11 protein-coding genes and 1 pseudogene are annotated in these 13,141 nt (G+C 62.9%); 9 read left to right on the top strand and 3 right to left on the bottom strand.

Annotated features, from left to right (window positions below; translation table 11 throughout):
• Positions 1 to 20: 20 nt before the first annotated feature.
• From J4E08_RS15365 to J4E08_RS15345, 5 genes are all read left to right on the top strand, one after another.
• Positions 21 to 980: an HpcH/HpaI aldolase/citrate lyase family protein gene (locus tag J4E08_RS15365; protein WP_349539244.1), complete on the top strand. Its 960-nt coding sequence runs from the start codon at positions 21 to 23 to the stop codon at positions 978 to 980.
• 114 nt (positions 981 to 1,094) lie between these two features.
• Positions 1,095 to 2,276: a malate--CoA ligase subunit beta gene (locus tag J4E08_RS15360; protein ID WP_349539243.1), complete on the top strand. Its 1,182-nt coding sequence runs from the start codon at positions 1,095 to 1,097 to the stop codon at positions 2,274 to 2,276.
• A 12-nt stretch (positions 2,277 to 2,288) separates the two neighbouring features.
• On the top strand, positions 2,289 to 3,185 hold the full coding sequence (gene sucD, locus J4E08_RS15355; protein ID WP_349539242.1) for a succinate--CoA ligase subunit alpha: 897 nt from the start codon (positions 2,289 to 2,291) through the stop codon (positions 3,183 to 3,185).
• Complete coding sequence (locus J4E08_RS15350) at positions 3,182 to 4,081, top strand: HTD2 family dehydratase (RefSeq protein WP_349539241.1); 900 nt, start codon at positions 3,182 to 3,184, stop codon at positions 4,079 to 4,081. The genes sucD and J4E08_RS15350 overlap by 4 nt, the downstream gene beginning before the upstream one ends.
• Positions 4,078 to 5,313 (top strand): CoA transferase, encoded by a 1,236-nt coding sequence (locus tag J4E08_RS15345; protein WP_349539240.1) that lies wholly within the window; start codon positions 4,078 to 4,080, stop codon positions 5,311 to 5,313. Before J4E08_RS15350 ends, J4E08_RS15345 begins: the two co-directional genes overlap by 4 nt.
• A 215-nt stretch (positions 5,314 to 5,528) precedes the next feature.
• On the opposite strand, the gene J4E08_RS15340 is transcribed toward J4E08_RS15345, so the two are convergent.
• Complete coding sequence (locus tag J4E08_RS15340) at positions 5,529 to 6,422, bottom strand: hydrogen peroxide-inducible genes activator (protein WP_183965928.1); 894 nt, start codon at positions 6,420 to 6,422, stop codon at positions 5,529 to 5,531.
• A gap of 228 nt (positions 6,423 to 6,650) precedes the next feature.
• On the opposite strand from J4E08_RS15340, the gene katG reads away from it, so the two are divergent.
• Positions 6,651 to 8,846 (top strand): catalase/peroxidase HPI, encoded by a 2,196-nt coding sequence (katG, locus tag J4E08_RS15335; RefSeq protein ID WP_349539238.1) that lies wholly within the window; start codon positions 6,651 to 6,653, stop codon positions 8,844 to 8,846.
• Between the two features lie 66 nt (positions 8,847 to 8,912).
• Here the strand turns inward: katG and cobO are convergent, their stop codons facing one another.
• Positions 8,913 to 9,530 carry a cob(I)yrinic acid a,c-diamide adenosyltransferase gene (gene cobO, locus J4E08_RS15330; RefSeq protein WP_183965932.1) on the bottom strand — a complete coding sequence of 206 codons (618 nt, stop codon included), beginning with the start codon at positions 9,528 to 9,530 and terminating at the stop codon, positions 8,913 to 8,915.
• A 268-nt stretch (positions 9,531 to 9,798) separates the two neighbouring features.
• Here cobO and J4E08_RS15325 point away from each other — a divergent pair, with 268 nt between their 5' ends.
• The 3 genes and pseudogenes from J4E08_RS15325 to J4E08_RS15315 form a co-directional block, all read left to right on the top strand.
• The gene (locus tag J4E08_RS15325; protein ID WP_183965934.1) at positions 9,799 to 10,161 is read left to right on the top strand and encodes a cobalamin biosynthesis protein; all 363 of its coding nucleotides are present in this window, start codon (positions 9,799 to 9,801) and stop codon (positions 10,159 to 10,161) included.
• Complete coding sequence (gene cobA / locus J4E08_RS15320) at positions 10,158 to 10,877, top strand: uroporphyrinogen-III C-methyltransferase (protein WP_349539236.1); 720 nt, start codon at positions 10,158 to 10,160, stop codon at positions 10,875 to 10,877. The genes J4E08_RS15325 and cobA overlap by 4 nt, the downstream gene beginning before the upstream one ends.
• 360 nt (positions 10,878 to 11,237) lie before the next feature.
• Positions 11,238 to 11,543, top strand: a pseudogene (locus J4E08_RS15315) (hydrogenase small subunit); the annotation flags it as partial.
• A gap of 806 nt (positions 11,544 to 12,349) precedes the next feature.
• On the opposite strand, the gene J4E08_RS15310 reads toward J4E08_RS15315, so the two are convergent.
• Positions 12,350 to 13,138 carry an XdhC family protein gene (locus J4E08_RS15310; RefSeq protein WP_349539235.1) on the bottom strand — a complete coding sequence of 263 codons (789 nt, stop codon included), beginning with the start codon at positions 13,136 to 13,138 and terminating at the stop codon, positions 12,350 to 12,352.
• Positions 13,139 to 13,141: the final 3 nt, after the last annotated feature.

Below are 13,141 nucleotides of genomic sequence, written 5' to 3'. Positions count from 1 at the left end.
ACTTTCAGGAAGGACACCAAATGTCTCATACGCTTCACCCCTTGCGCAAGCAGCGCCTGCACCGTTCCGAACTGGCTGTGCCCGCGTCGAACCCATCCATGGTCGAAAAGGCGGCCGACTCCGCCGCCGACGTGGTGTTCCTTGACCTCGAAGACGCTGTCGCGCCGCCTGAGAAAGATCAGGCCCGCAAGAACGCGGTGCAACTGCTCAACGACATTGACTGGGCCGGCAAGGGCAAGACCGTGTCGGTTCGGATCAACGGGCTCGACACACATTACATGTACCGCGATGTGGTCGACCTGATGGAGCAGGCCGGCGACCGGATCGACACGCTGCTGGTGCCCAAGGTCGGCGTGCCGTCGGACCTTTATATGGTCGAGGCGATGGTCAACCAGATCGAACAGGCCTGCGGTCTGACCACCCGTGTCGGACTAGAGGCGCTGATCGAAACCGCGCTGGGCATGGCCAATGTCGAGGCCATCGCGCAGTTCGGCGGGCGCCTGGAATGTCTGCACTTCGGTGTGGCGGATTATGCGGCGTCGATGCGCGCCCGGACCACCAACATTGGCGGCCTGAACCCCGACTATCCGGGCGATCAGTGGCACGCGTCCATCACCCGCATGGTCATCGCCTGCCGTGCTTATGGCCTGCGTGCGGTCGATGGCCCGTTTGGTGATTTCTCTGACCCTGAGGGCTACATCGCCGGGGCCAAACGCGCCGCCGCGCTGGGCTGCGAGGGTAAATGGGCGATCCATCCCAGCCAGATCGACATGGCGAACGAAGTGTTTTCTCCGCCCCAGGCCGAGGTGACGAAGGCCCGGCGCATCATCGAGGAGCTGAAGGCGGCAGAGGCCGCAGGCAAGGGTGCGGCCAGCCTCGACGGCAAGATGATCGACGCCGCGTCCGAGAAGATGGCGCAGAACGTGATCGACGTGGCCAATGCCATCGCGGCCAAGGAGCGCCCCATCGCCGCCGAGTGACACCGGGCCATCGGGGCGCGTCCCCGACGTGAGATATCCACCGAGGGCCCGACACAGGGCCCCGGCTTCGACAGCGGGCTGCTTGCCCGTCCGACGGTTTGGAGGAGACGACCAATGGACATTCATGAGTATCAGGCAAAGGACATCCTGAGGGGCTTTGGCGTGCCGGTGCCGCGCGGGCATCTGGCTTATTCGCCGGAACAGGCCGCCTATGCCGCACGCCAGTTGGGCGGGCAGGGGCCCTGGGTCGTGAAGGCACAGATCCATTCCGGCGGGCGCGGCGAGGCAGGTGGCGTCAAGCTGTGCAAGACTGAGGCTGAAATAAAGGATTACGCCGCAAGTCTCCTCGGCCAGCAGCTTGTGACCAAACAGACCGATGCCAACGGCAAGGGGGTGTACCGCCTGTATGTCGAGGAGGCCTCTGACATTGCGCAGGAGCTGTACCTTGGCTTTGTTCTGGATCGGAGTTCCGAGCGTATCATGATCGTCGCGTCCGCCCGCGGCGGGATGGAGATCGAGGATCTGGCGCATGAAGACCCGGACAGCCTTGTGCGCTCGGTCATCGACCCGGCGGTCGGTCTGGCGGAGTATCAGGCGCGGGACGTGGGATTTCGGCTTGGTCTGAACGGCGCGCAGGTGATGCAGTTCACCACGTTCCTGAAAGCATGCTACCGCGCGTATCGCGACCTTGACGCGATGATGGTGGAGATCAATCCGCTGGTGATCACCGGCGCGGGTGATCTGATCGCGCTGGATGCCAAGATGTCCTTTGACACCAATGCGCTGTACCGCCGTCCGCAGGTCGAAGCCTTGCGCGATGCCAGCCAGGAAGACCCACGCGAAGCGATCGCCGCCGACAACGGTCTGGCCTATGTCGGCCTCGATGGTGACATCGGCTGCATCATCAACGGCGCGGGCCTTGCGATGGCGTCGATGGACATGATCCAGCTGGCGGGCGGGGAACCGGCCAACTTCCTCGACATTGGCGGCGGCGCCTCGCCCGAACGGGTCTGTCAGGCGTTTCGCACAGTGCTGTCTGACCGCAACGTCAGCGTGATCCTCGTGAACATCTTTGCGGGCATCAACCGCTGCGACTGGATCGCGAACGGGGTCATCCAGGCCTATCGCGAGGTGGGCATCGACCTGCCCGTGGTGGTGCGCCTGTCCGGCACCAACGTCGAGGAGGGGCAAAAGATCATCCGCGACAGCGGCCTTCCCATCATCAGCGCCGACACGCTGGCCGAGGCGGCAGAGAAAGCCGTGGCCGCCGGTGCCCAGAAAATCGCAGCGGAATAAGGGGTCAGACAGATGGCAATCCTAATCAAGGAAGATACCAAGGTCGTCGTTCAGGGTCTGTCCGGGCGCATCGGCCAATTTCACGCTCAAGAGATGATCGAATACGGCACCAAGGTCGTCGCCGGGGTCACGCCGGGCAAGGGCGGATCCACCGTGCTGAACCGCCCCGTTTTCAACACGGTGCGCGAGGCTGTGGAGGCCACCGGCGCGACCGCATCGCTGCTGTTCGTGCCGCCTGCCTTTGCCGCCGATGCGATGATGGAGGCCGCGGAGGCCGGCATCGAAACCGCCGTCTGCGTCACCGATGGCATTCCGGCGCAGGACATGATGCGGGTGAAGCGGTTCCTCCGTCGGTATCCGCGCGCGCGCAAGATGCGTCTGATCGGCCCCAACTGCGCCGGCATTATCTCCCCCGGTCAGGGCTTCATGGGGATCATGCCGCCGCATATTTATGAGCCGGGCCGCGTCGGCATCATCGGACGCTCCGGCACGCTGGGCTATGAGGCGGCCAGCCAGATGAAGGCGCTGGGCATCGGCATCTCGTCGTCCATCGGGATCGGCGGCGATCCGATCAATGGCTCCTCGTTCCGCGATATCCTTGAGCTGTTCGAAAACGATCCCGACACGGATGCGGTCATGATGATCGGGGAAATCGGCGGTCCGCAGGAGGCGGAGGCTGCCGCCTATGTGCGCGATCACATGAAAAAGCCCGTTGCGGCCTACATCGCTGGTCTCGCCGCGCCGAAAGGGCGCCAGATGGGCCATGCGGGGGCGATCATCTCGGCCTTTGGCGAGAGCGCACAGGAGAAGGTCGATCTGCTGTCCTCTGTCGGCATCACCGTTGCGCCGAACCCGTCGTCGATGGGGGACACCGTGGCGCGGATGTTGGGATCGAGGGAAACGGCATGAGCGCGCAATCCCTGATGGAGCCTGACTACACCGATTGGATCGGGCGTCAGGACACCCGCGAGGGCGGCGTCACGCCCAACCTTGCGGCGATGCTGAACGCGGCTGTGTCGCATGACCTGTCCCCGATGCATGAGATTGCGCCGGGCATGGTGCTGCCCTCTCTCTGGCACTGGGTCGCCTTTAACGAATTTGTTCCCATGAGCGATCTTGGCGAGGACGGTCACCCGGCGCTGGGAGGCTTTCTCCCGCCGTTGTCGTTTCGGCGGCGCATGTGGGCGGGCGGTGATGTCCGCTTTGACGGACAGTTCCATGTGGGCGAAAAGCTGACCAAACTCAGCACCATCCGCGCGGTCACCATGAAAGAAGGCTCGACCGGCAAGATGGCTTTTGTCACCGTCGATCACGTCACAACAGGCGCCCAGGGCGGTGTGGTCGAGGAAGAGCAGAACATCGTCTACCTCGACATGCCAAAGTCCTTTCGTCCGCCAAAGCAGACCCCCGTGCCGGAGCGGCTTGCCTATGACGAGCGCGTGCCGATGAACGAGGTGCGCCTTTTTCGCTACTCGGCGGCGACCTACAACGCCCACCGTATCCACTACGATCTGCCCTACGCCCAGCAGGTGGAGAAATACCCCGCCCTCGTTGTGCATGGCCCGATGCAGGCGACCATGGCCATAGAAGCTGCCGAACGCCACACCTGCAAGACACCTGTGCGCTTCAGCTACCGTGTGGTGCATCCGATGTTTCACGACAGCGACATGCGCGTGGTGGGGGCGCTCGACCCCGCAGGCGGGGCGATCGACATCGGAACGGCCACGTTTGAGGGCTACTTCGGTCTGAAAGCCCGCATGGAATGGGACACGGGCGCGCGCCCATCGGGGGAGCAGGTGACATGAGCATCCTGACAGGAATGCGTGTGGTCGAAAGCTCGGCCTTTGTGGCGGTGCCTTTGGCCGGGATGACGCTGGCGCAGATGGGGGCGGATGTGATCCGTTTTGACCTGCCGCAGGGCGGGATGGACGCGAAACGCTGGCCGGTGACCGCCACGGGCGAAAGCCTGTTCTGGGCGGGGATGAACAAGGGCAAGCGCTCCGTCGCGCTGGACGTGAAATCTCCGCGTGGCCGCGAAATCGCGCAAGAGATCATCTGCGCGCCCGGACCGGATGCGGGGCTGTTCATCACCAACCTCGCGGTGAAAGGCTGGACCGATTACGAGACGCTCACAAACCGTCGCAAGGATCTGTGCATGGTGCAGCTGCGCGGCGACCGCAATGGGCGTCCGGCGGTGGACTACACCGTGAATCCCAGCCTGGGCTTTCCCATGGCGACCGGGCCGAAAGGCTCTGACGATCCGGTCTGCCATGTGCTGCCGGCTTGGGACTGCATCGCGGGCAATATGGTGGTTTCGGGCCTGCTGGCCGCCGAGCGCCACCGCCTGCGCACGAGGGCAGGCCAGTTTGTCGACCTCACGCTCAAGGACGCAGCGGCGGCCATGCTCGGCAACCTCGGCATCATCGGAGAGGTCGCGGTCAACGGCCAGTCCCGCGAGAAGCACGGCAATGCGCTTTATGGTGCGTATGGGCAGGACTTCGAGACCGCCGATGGACGGCGGGTCATGGTCATTGCCCTGACCGCGCGCCAATGGAAAAACCTGATGCGGGTGACCGGCACCGAAACCGACATGAACTATTTGTCGGGCCGCATGAACCGTGACCTGTCGCAGGAAGGCACCCGTTGGGAGTGTCGCCATGAGATCACCAAGGTGCTGACCCCGTGGTTCAGGGCGCGCAGGCTGGCGGATTTTGCGGAGACGTTTGACCGTGCAGGGGTCACGTGGTCGGTGTTCCGCAGCTTTGCCGAGGCGCTGGCAGAGGACGCTGATCTTTCCACGCAGAACCCGATGTTCAAGGACGTGGACCAACCGGGCATCGGGCGGTACTTGACGCCGGGCACTCCCTTTACCTTCGCTGGGTATGGACGCGATGACCCGCGCCCTGCGCCGATCCTTGGTCAACATACGGAGGCGGTCCTGGCCGATGTGGCGGGGTTTCCGGAGACGGAGATCAACAGCTTGATCGACGCCGGGGTTGCCATGCAAATGCGGGGCGACGTGCGCCTTGCCTCCTGAAACCGGGCGCGTTGCGCGCCTGACACCATCCTGCGGCGTTCATTGCGCAACAATCGCGCCGCAAGATTTCCCGCGCCATTTTGCTTTGCGGCGTGGGACAACCGGTCGGAACGGCCCCCCGATCCGGCCGGTTTCCATACCTGACCTTCCGGCCCTCACGCGGTCTGGGTGCTGACGGTGAACCCTCCAGACGGTCGCCCGCGCGATGACAGCGCTCAGGCCGTCAGGCCCACGTCTTTGGCGACTTCTGAAATGCGATAGAACTGGTCCGCCAGGGGGGAAGAGTTGCGCCAAACCATGCCAATCATGCGCTTTGGTTGCGGCTCGGCAAAGCGGGCCACAGAAACCGGGGCCGAACCGGTTTCCACCCGCACGGCCATCTCCGGGATCAGCGTCACACCAAGGCCCACGCCCACCATTTGCACCAGCGTCGTCAACGATGATCCGTCAAGCCCGTCGCGCGGCATGTTGCGCCCGGTCTGGCAAAACGACAACGCCTGATCGCGAAAGCAGTGCCCCTCCTCCAGCAGCAACAGCCGCATCTCGGCCAGGGCCTGCGCATCGGGGATGGGGCGGTCCGCCTCATCTGCGGGGCGCACCAGAACAAAGCTCTCCTCGAACAGCGGCACTTCGGTCAAGGACGGCTCTGAAATCGGCAGCGCCAGAAGCGCCGCGTCAATGCGCCCGTCAATCAGTTCCGTGATCAGCCGGGGCGTCAGCGTTTCCCGTACATGCAGGTCAAGGCCGGGAAACTCCGCCGTGATATGGCCGATCAGGCGGGGCAGCAGATAAGGCGCGATGGTCGGGATGATGCCCAGCCGCAGCCGCTGCATCATGGCACCGCGTGCGCTGCGGGCAAAGTCGCCAAGATCGTCCACCTGCTTGAGGATGTCCGTCACACGGGCGAGGAAACTTTCGCCAAAGGCGGTCAGACGCACCTGTCGCGGGCCGCGTTCGACCAGCGGCTGGCCCAATTCCGCCTCCAGATCGCGGATCTGCACCGACAGCGCTGGCTGCGAGATGGCGCAGGCGCTGGCGGCATGTCCGAAATGGCCGTGACGCGCCAAGGCCTGAAAGTAGCGCATCTGTTTCAACGTGATGTTTCTCATAACCCCTGATTATCGAAGCGATGAAAAGTTTCAACTTAATTATATTGGAAGCCCGGGTTAGAAACATTCCAGAGTGATCAGGACGAGGAGTTGGCGCACCATATGTGCGCCCGGTCCCGGGGGCGTGGAGCCCGCCGAGACCCGATCTTGAAAGCAATATTCTTAAACCTTCCCGGCGGCTTGGGTGCTTTCGGGGTGAAGTGACTTATGACCTGAGGGAGACCTGACATGGACGGTAACAACGCGGGCGGATGCCCAATTCACGGTGCCACGAATTTCAAGGTGCGGGGCAACCGCGACTGGTGGCCGAACCAACTGAACCTTGGCATTTTGCACCAGCACAGCCCGGGGTCGAACCCGATGGGCGAAAACTTTGACTACGCCGAAGCGTTCAAGAAACTGGATCTGAAAGAGGTCAAATCCGATCTGACCGCGCTGATGACGGATTCAAAGGATTGGTGGCCCGCCGATTACGGCCATTACGGTCCCTTCATGATCCGCATGGCCTGGCATGCTGCGGGGACCTATCGCACCGCCGACGGTCGCGGCGGGGCCTCGACCGGGCAGCAGCGCTTTGCCCCGCTGAATTCCTGGCCGGACAACGGCAACCTCGACAAGGCACGTCGCCTTCTGTGGCCGATCAAGAAGAAATACGGCAACAGCCTGTCCTGGGCCGATCTGGCGATCCTTGCCGGTAACGTTGCCATCGAATCCATGGGCGGCAAGACCTTTGGCTTCGGCGGCGGTCGCGTTGACACGTGGCAGCCGGAGGAAGACGTCTATTGGGGCTCCGAGGCGGAATGGCTCGCGACCTCCGACAAGGAGGGCTCGCGCTACACGGGGGAGCGTGAACTGGAAAACACACTGGCCGCGGTCCAGATGGGCCTGATCTATGTGAACCCCGAAGGCCCGGATGGTGTGCCGGACCCGCTTGCCTCTGGCCGCGACATCCGCGAGACCTTTGCCCGCATGGCGATGAACGACGAGGAAACCGTCGCGCTGACCGCCGGCGGACACACCTTTGGCAAATGTCACGGCGCGGGCGATGCCGGGCTGGTCGGTGCGGAACCGGAGGCCGGCGAACTGGAGGCCATGGGCTTTGGCTGGGCGTCCAAGCATGAAACGGGTCTGGGCAAGTACACGATCACCTCTGGCATCGAAGGGCCGTGGACCCCGAACCCGACCACATGGGACAACGGCTATTTCGACATGCTGCTGGGCTACGAGTGGGAACTGACCAAATCCCCCGCAGGCGCACACCAGTGGACGCCAAAAGACCTCAAGGACGAAAACTTCGCCCCGCAGGTCGACGGCTCCGGCGAACGGGTCAAACCGATCATGACCACCGCCGACATGGCGATGAAGATGGACCCGATCTACGGACCGATTTCCAAGCGGTTCCACCAAAACCCTGCGGAATTCGCTGATGCGTTTGCCCGCGCATGGTTCAAACTGACCCACCGCGACATGGGGCCGAAGGCGCTATACCTTGGGCCGGAAGTGCCGGAAGAAGACCTGATCTGGCAAGATCCGCTGCCCGCTGTCGATCACCCGCTGGTGGATGACGCGCAGGTGTCTGACCTGAAGTCTGCGCTGCTCGACAGCGGCCTGACCGTGCAGGAACTGGTTTACACGGCCTGGTCCTCTGCGGCGTCCTACCGTGGCTCGGACAAACGCGGCGGCGCCAATGGTGCCCGTATCCGCCTTGCCCCGATGAAAGACTGGGCCGTCAACCAGCCGGAGCAACTGGCCAAGGTTCTGTCCACCCTCAACGGCATCAAGGCGGACTTCGACGCCAGGGGCTCGACCAAGATCTCGCTGGCCGACCTGATCGTGCTGGGCGGTGTGGCCGCTGTCGAAAAGGCGGCAAAGGCCGGCGGGCATGACGTCACGGTGCCTTTCGTTCCGGGCCGCACGGACGCTACCGATGCCCAGACCGACGCCGATTCCTTCGATCCTCTGGAGCCGGAGGCCGATGGGTTCCGCAATTACTCCAGCCAGCAATTCTCGATCTCTGCCGAGGAGATGCTGGTGGACAAGGCACAACTGCTGGGCTTGTCCGCGCCGGAAATGACGGTGCTGGTCGGCGGGATGCGGGCGCTGGGGGCAAACCACGGCGGCACGACGCATGGCATGTTCGACGGGGACTACGGTGTTCTGGACACCAAGTTCTTTGAGGGCATCACCGATATGGACGTGGAGTGGAAGAAGATCGACAGCGAGCCGGGTATCTACCAGGCAACCAACCGCTCCGACGGTGGTGCGCGTTGGACCGGCACCCGTGTCGACCTGGTCTTCGGCGCGAACTCGCAGTTGCGCGCGCTTTCAGAGGTCTATGCGCAAAACGACAACAAGGCGAAGTTCGTGAGCGATTTCGTCGCCGCCTGGACCAAGGTGATGAACGCGGACCGCACCGACCTGTGATGTGTCGTCCATAAACTGGAAAGGCCCCCGATAGGATCGGGGGCCTTTTGCACTGTGGCGAGGGTCTTAGTACTCGGTGCCCTTTTGCGCGACGATCCCGTCCTTGAACGGATGTTTGGTCAGCTTCATCTCGGTCACCAGATCGGCGGCTTCGATCAGCTCCGGCTTGGCGTTGCGGCCGGTCAGGCAGACGTGGGTCATCTCCGGCTTTTGCGTCAGCAGAAAGTCGACGACCTCGTCGATGTCGAGGTAATCGTAGCGCAAGGCAATGTTGATCTCGTCGAGCAGCACAAATTCGATCTCCGGATCGAGGATCTGCTCCTTGGCGATCTTCCAGCCGTTCTGCGCAGCGGCAATGTCGCGCTCGCGGTCCTGCGTTTCCCAAGTGAACCCTTCGCCGGAGACGAAGAACCGGCATTCATCGGCAAAGCGTTCACGCAGAATGGTCTTTTCGCCCGTGACCCAATTGCCCTTGATGAACTGCACGACGGCGCAGGGCATCCCGTGCCCGATGCAGCGCATGATCATGCCAAAGCCGGAGGAGGATTTGCCCTTGCCATTGCCGGTGTGGACCATGATCAGGCCCTTATGCTCGGTCTTGGTGGCCATCATGCGATCGCGCGCGGCTTTGATCTTCTTCATTTTTTCCGCGTGGCGGGCGTTCGCGTCCTCTGCATCGGACATGTCGTTTCCTTTTGGTTGGGTCAGCGGCGCGGGTTTTGCCGAACCTGCTGTTGTTGCTGTGTCTGTTGGTAACAGTCAGTGCGAGAAAGGGAAGCCTCTGACGCGCGTGCGGTGTCAGCACGGCGTATTTCGCGGTCACCTGCCGGATTTGGCCCGATTTCAGACCCCGGATCGCAAGCGATGCGGGATTTTTAAGTGTTTTAAGTGGATAATCGGCGACGACATTGCCACTAATACGTCCACAATGCAGCAAGCGTGAGAGCAGGGTATGATCGTAGCAGGATTCGGATGCCATGACGGGGCGAGCGTGGCCAGTTTGGGCAATGCCTACCGGCGCGCGCGTCTGGGTCAGGACGCGGTGGTCCTCGCCACAATCGAAGAGGGGCTTACCCTGCTGCAACAACTTTCACACGAGATGCAAACTCCGGCTGTGAGTGTGTCTGACAAATACATGTCGCTTCAGGAAACAAAAACCCAGTCCGAGGCGGCGCTGATGGCACGTGGTGTCGGCTCCGTGGCGGAGGCCGCAGCGCTGGCGGCGGCGGGTCCGGGCGCGCGGCTTTTGTCGACACGGGTGATGTCAGAAGACGGCTGCGCTACATGTGCCTTTGCCATCGGCGAGGAGGAATGACCGGTTTCGTGTCCTTTCTTGGCGCCGGTCCCGGCGATCCGGAGTTGCTGACGTTAAAGGCGGTCGACCGACTTGGGCGCGCTGATGCCGTGTTGTTCGACGACTTGTCCTCCGGTCCGATCCTGGGTCATGCGCGCGACGGTGCGACGCTGGTCGGGGTGGGGAAGCGGGCCGGGCGGCCCTCGCCGAAACAAGACGAGGTGAGCCGCGTGCTGGTGGAACATGCGCAGGCCGGCCAACATGTGGTGCGGTTGAAAAGCGGCGACAGCGGGATTTACGGTCGGTTGGAGGAGGAGTTGGACGCCCTCAAATCCGCCGGAATCAAGTACGAGATCATTCCCGGTGTGCCCTCTGCCATCGCAGCCGCGGCGGCGGCGGGCATTCCGCTGACCCGAAAACACTCGGCGCGCCGTGTGCAGTTCATCACCGGCCATGATGTTGTGGGAGCGCTGCCGGAGGATCTGAACCTTGCGGCTCTGTCGGACCCGAATGCCGTGACGGTGGTGTTCATGGGCAAGGGCACCTTTCCGCAACTGGCGGAACTGCTGATCGCCAACGGATTGCCCGACGACACGCCCGCGCTGCTGGCGGAGGATGTCTCCGGTCCCGACCAAAAGATCACGCACGGCACCGTGGGCGAGCTGGCGCGTCAGCTTGCTGCCGATGCGGGTCACAAGCCCGCGCTGATCCTCTATGGGGCGCTTGCCGAGAGTTAGGCGGCGCGCGCCGGAGCCATTGTCAACGCGCGCTGCGCGTGCAGAGCCAGCTCCATAACCAATCAGAGTGATCTGCGCCCCCTCGAAGAGATGGGCGAGGCCTCATGGATCGACCTGCGGCGCGCCGTCTATCGGACATATGCCGATCCTGTGAAAACCAGAAACAGGTCAAAGCGCGGACTGCCCATGACCGCCCCTCCGGGGGCGGTGCATCGGTTGGTCATGTGCGAGTGCCTTGTCCAAATACGTGGATCGGTTCGAGACTGATTTTCAACAAGGTGGTGGAGCGGCACGGTGGCAGGCTGGATCTGATCCCACAGCCAGAGGGAGCCCGTTTTCGGGATGCCCCGCGACGTTCTACGCGTCCACTACAGATGCCACCGCCGCCCGCATTTCTGCGCCGGTCAGTTCGTGGCAACATGGGACGACGCCAACGTGCGCTAAGGCTACAGCCTGTACAAGATGGGCCGCAACGGGACGATCAGGTACAACGCCTGTTCCACAGTGCGTTGGAACGAGGGCGTGTCCTTGCCTACACAATCCGGCCATGGTTGTTTTGGCTGCTCGGAGGATGGTTTCTGGGAACATGGGGCGTTCTATGATCGCGTGACAGACCAGACCCAATTCGCCGCCGAGAAGGGTGCCGACCAGATCGGTCTGGCCGCCGCAGTTATGGCCGAACGACGGGCCTTTGCCGACAGTGTGACCCTGCTCGAAGGCGAGGGGCCAGTGCTCTTTGGAAAGGCGATTGATGGCACGCCGGGCCGGTTTGCGAGGTGCCTTCTGTTTGGGTCAGCCGCACCGTCGATAGTCTCGTGGGCGAACAGGTGTCTCGGATAGGTGGATCAGGTGTTTTTCGCGCTCTTTGAAGTACTTGGCGGCGCGGTCCGCGGAGTTTTCCGCCAGTTTCCCGACCTCTCGGTGGATCACGCGACCACCCAATGATCCGCCACGGACCTTTCATCTTGCCACTGGGGGAGCCCGGTTGTGTCCGCGCATTCTGGTGCAGTTAGAACAATTGCGGGTCTGCGCGTACGGCGTCCATTCTATGCGATGCTCCACCAAGTTGTTTTGCAAGGACGTTTAGCGACGGTGGAAGGGAATGGTGGGTGACAGATTAACAGTTGCGGGCTTTCGATGCCGCCTTCGGTCATGGCATCGCAGATCGGGCGGGTCCGGCTGTCATCCTCCACCAATGTGAACTGGCCACTGAAACGGTCCTTCAAGGTGCCAATTCTCTGCCGAAAGCGGGCCAAGCGGCTCCGTACCGGCAATCGCGGTGTGGACCGCAGGTTTGCCATTTTCGGGTCGCCGACCACTGCGCAGGGGGCACGTTTGCGTGGCTCAATAGGCTCAAGAAGAAGCGGTCAGTTGCATGGGTATCGCCTCAGCAGCATTTCGGAAAAGCGTTCAGGGCAAGCTGAGACATCTCCTCTGAGGTGAGCGGCGGGTGAGCAGGGCGGCATAGCCAGTCAAGCAGTCGTTTCATCGGTTTCCTCCAGGGTATGGGTATCTGAGTTGCGCCATTGAACGATCTCCGCCAGCACCGACAGGGCTATGTCATGTGGGTCGATGCCGCCAAGATCGAGCCCGGCGGGCGACTTCAACCGCCCGGCCAGAGGGGGAGTGTCGAGTTTTGCGACCAAGGCGGCCGCCTTCCGCGCCGAGGCGATCATTGATACGCGACGCACGGGGCTGGACAGGGCGGACTTCAGCGCATCAAGGTCGCCCGCGCCTTGGGTCGCGATCACCACGAAATCCTGTGGGCGCATCTGCGTCAGGTCGCGGTCCAGCGCCTGCGTGTCGCACAGGTCAAGGGCCGGATCGCAGGCCACGCGCAAACCGGCCAGCGCTGCGTGCTGTGCAATGGCCCGGGCAATGGGCGTCGTCCCGAAAAGTGCCAGCATCGGTGGCAGTTCGTACGGTTCGATCAGCAGGTCCACTGTCCCGCCAGAGGGGCAGCCAGAGCGAAAGACCTGCGCGCCGTCCTCGTCGGTCAATGCCACAACCTTGGCCGAGGGTTTCACACGGATTACGGTGGTGGCCCCGGTCGCGATGGCCTCGAAGGCCGCCTCGCGCACCGCCCGTGTGACGCAGCCGCCGCCCAGATGGCCCATGATTTCGCCGTCATTGGTGATTGCGGCCTTCGCCCCTGCCTTGGCAGAGGTCACATCGGCGGTGCGTACCACGGTCGCGACACAAAATGGCGCGCCGGTCTGGCGCAGAGTGGCGATGGTGTCGAAGATGTCGAGCTTGCTCATGTC

This window comes from Sagittula sp. NFXS13, assembly GCF_040148795.1.
In the GTDB taxonomy this organism is placed as follows: Bacteria; Pseudomonadota; Alphaproteobacteria; order Rhodobacterales; family Rhodobacteraceae; genus Sagittula; species Sagittula marina.
The sequence above is the reverse complement of the archived record's forward strand: the minus strand, read 5'-3'. Positions and strand labels throughout refer to the sequence as shown.

Excerpts from the sequence above, each read along its gene's own strand:
- katG (WP_349539238.1), top strand. The coding sequence starts at position 6,651 with ATGGACGGTAACAACGCGGGCGGATGCCCAATTCACGGTGCCACGAAT.
- cobO (WP_183965932.1), bottom strand. The coding sequence starts at position 9,530 with ATGTCCGATGCAGAGGACGCGAACGCCCGCCACGCGGAAAAAATGAAG.
- J4E08_RS15325 (WP_183965934.1), top strand. The coding sequence starts at position 9,799 with ATGATCGTAGCAGGATTCGGATGCCATGACGGGGCGAGCGTGGCCAGT.
- J4E08_RS15345 (WP_349539240.1), top strand. The coding sequence starts at position 4,078 with ATGAGCATCCTGACAGGAATGCGTGTGGTCGAAAGCTCGGCCTTTGTG.
- J4E08_RS15340 (WP_183965928.1), bottom strand. The coding sequence starts at position 6,422 with ATGAGAAACATCACGTTGAAACAGATGCGCTACTTTCAGGCCTTGGCG.
- J4E08_RS15360 (WP_349539243.1), top strand. The coding sequence starts at position 1,095 with ATGGACATTCATGAGTATCAGGCAAAGGACATCCTGAGGGGCTTTGGC.
- J4E08_RS15365 (WP_349539244.1), top strand. The coding sequence starts at position 21 with ATGTCTCATACGCTTCACCCCTTGCGCAAGCAGCGCCTGCACCGTTCC.
- sucD (WP_349539242.1), top strand. The coding sequence starts at position 2,289 with ATGGCAATCCTAATCAAGGAAGATACCAAGGTCGTCGTTCAGGGTCTG.
- J4E08_RS15350 (WP_349539241.1), top strand. The coding sequence starts at position 3,182 with ATGAGCGCGCAATCCCTGATGGAGCCTGACTACACCGATTGGATCGGG.
- J4E08_RS15310 (WP_349539235.1), bottom strand. The coding sequence starts at position 13,138 with ATGAGCAAGCTCGACATCTTCGACACCATCGCCACTCTGCGCCAGACC.
- cobA (WP_349539236.1), top strand. The coding sequence starts at position 10,158 with ATGACCGGTTTCGTGTCCTTTCTTGGCGCCGGTCCCGGCGATCCGGAG.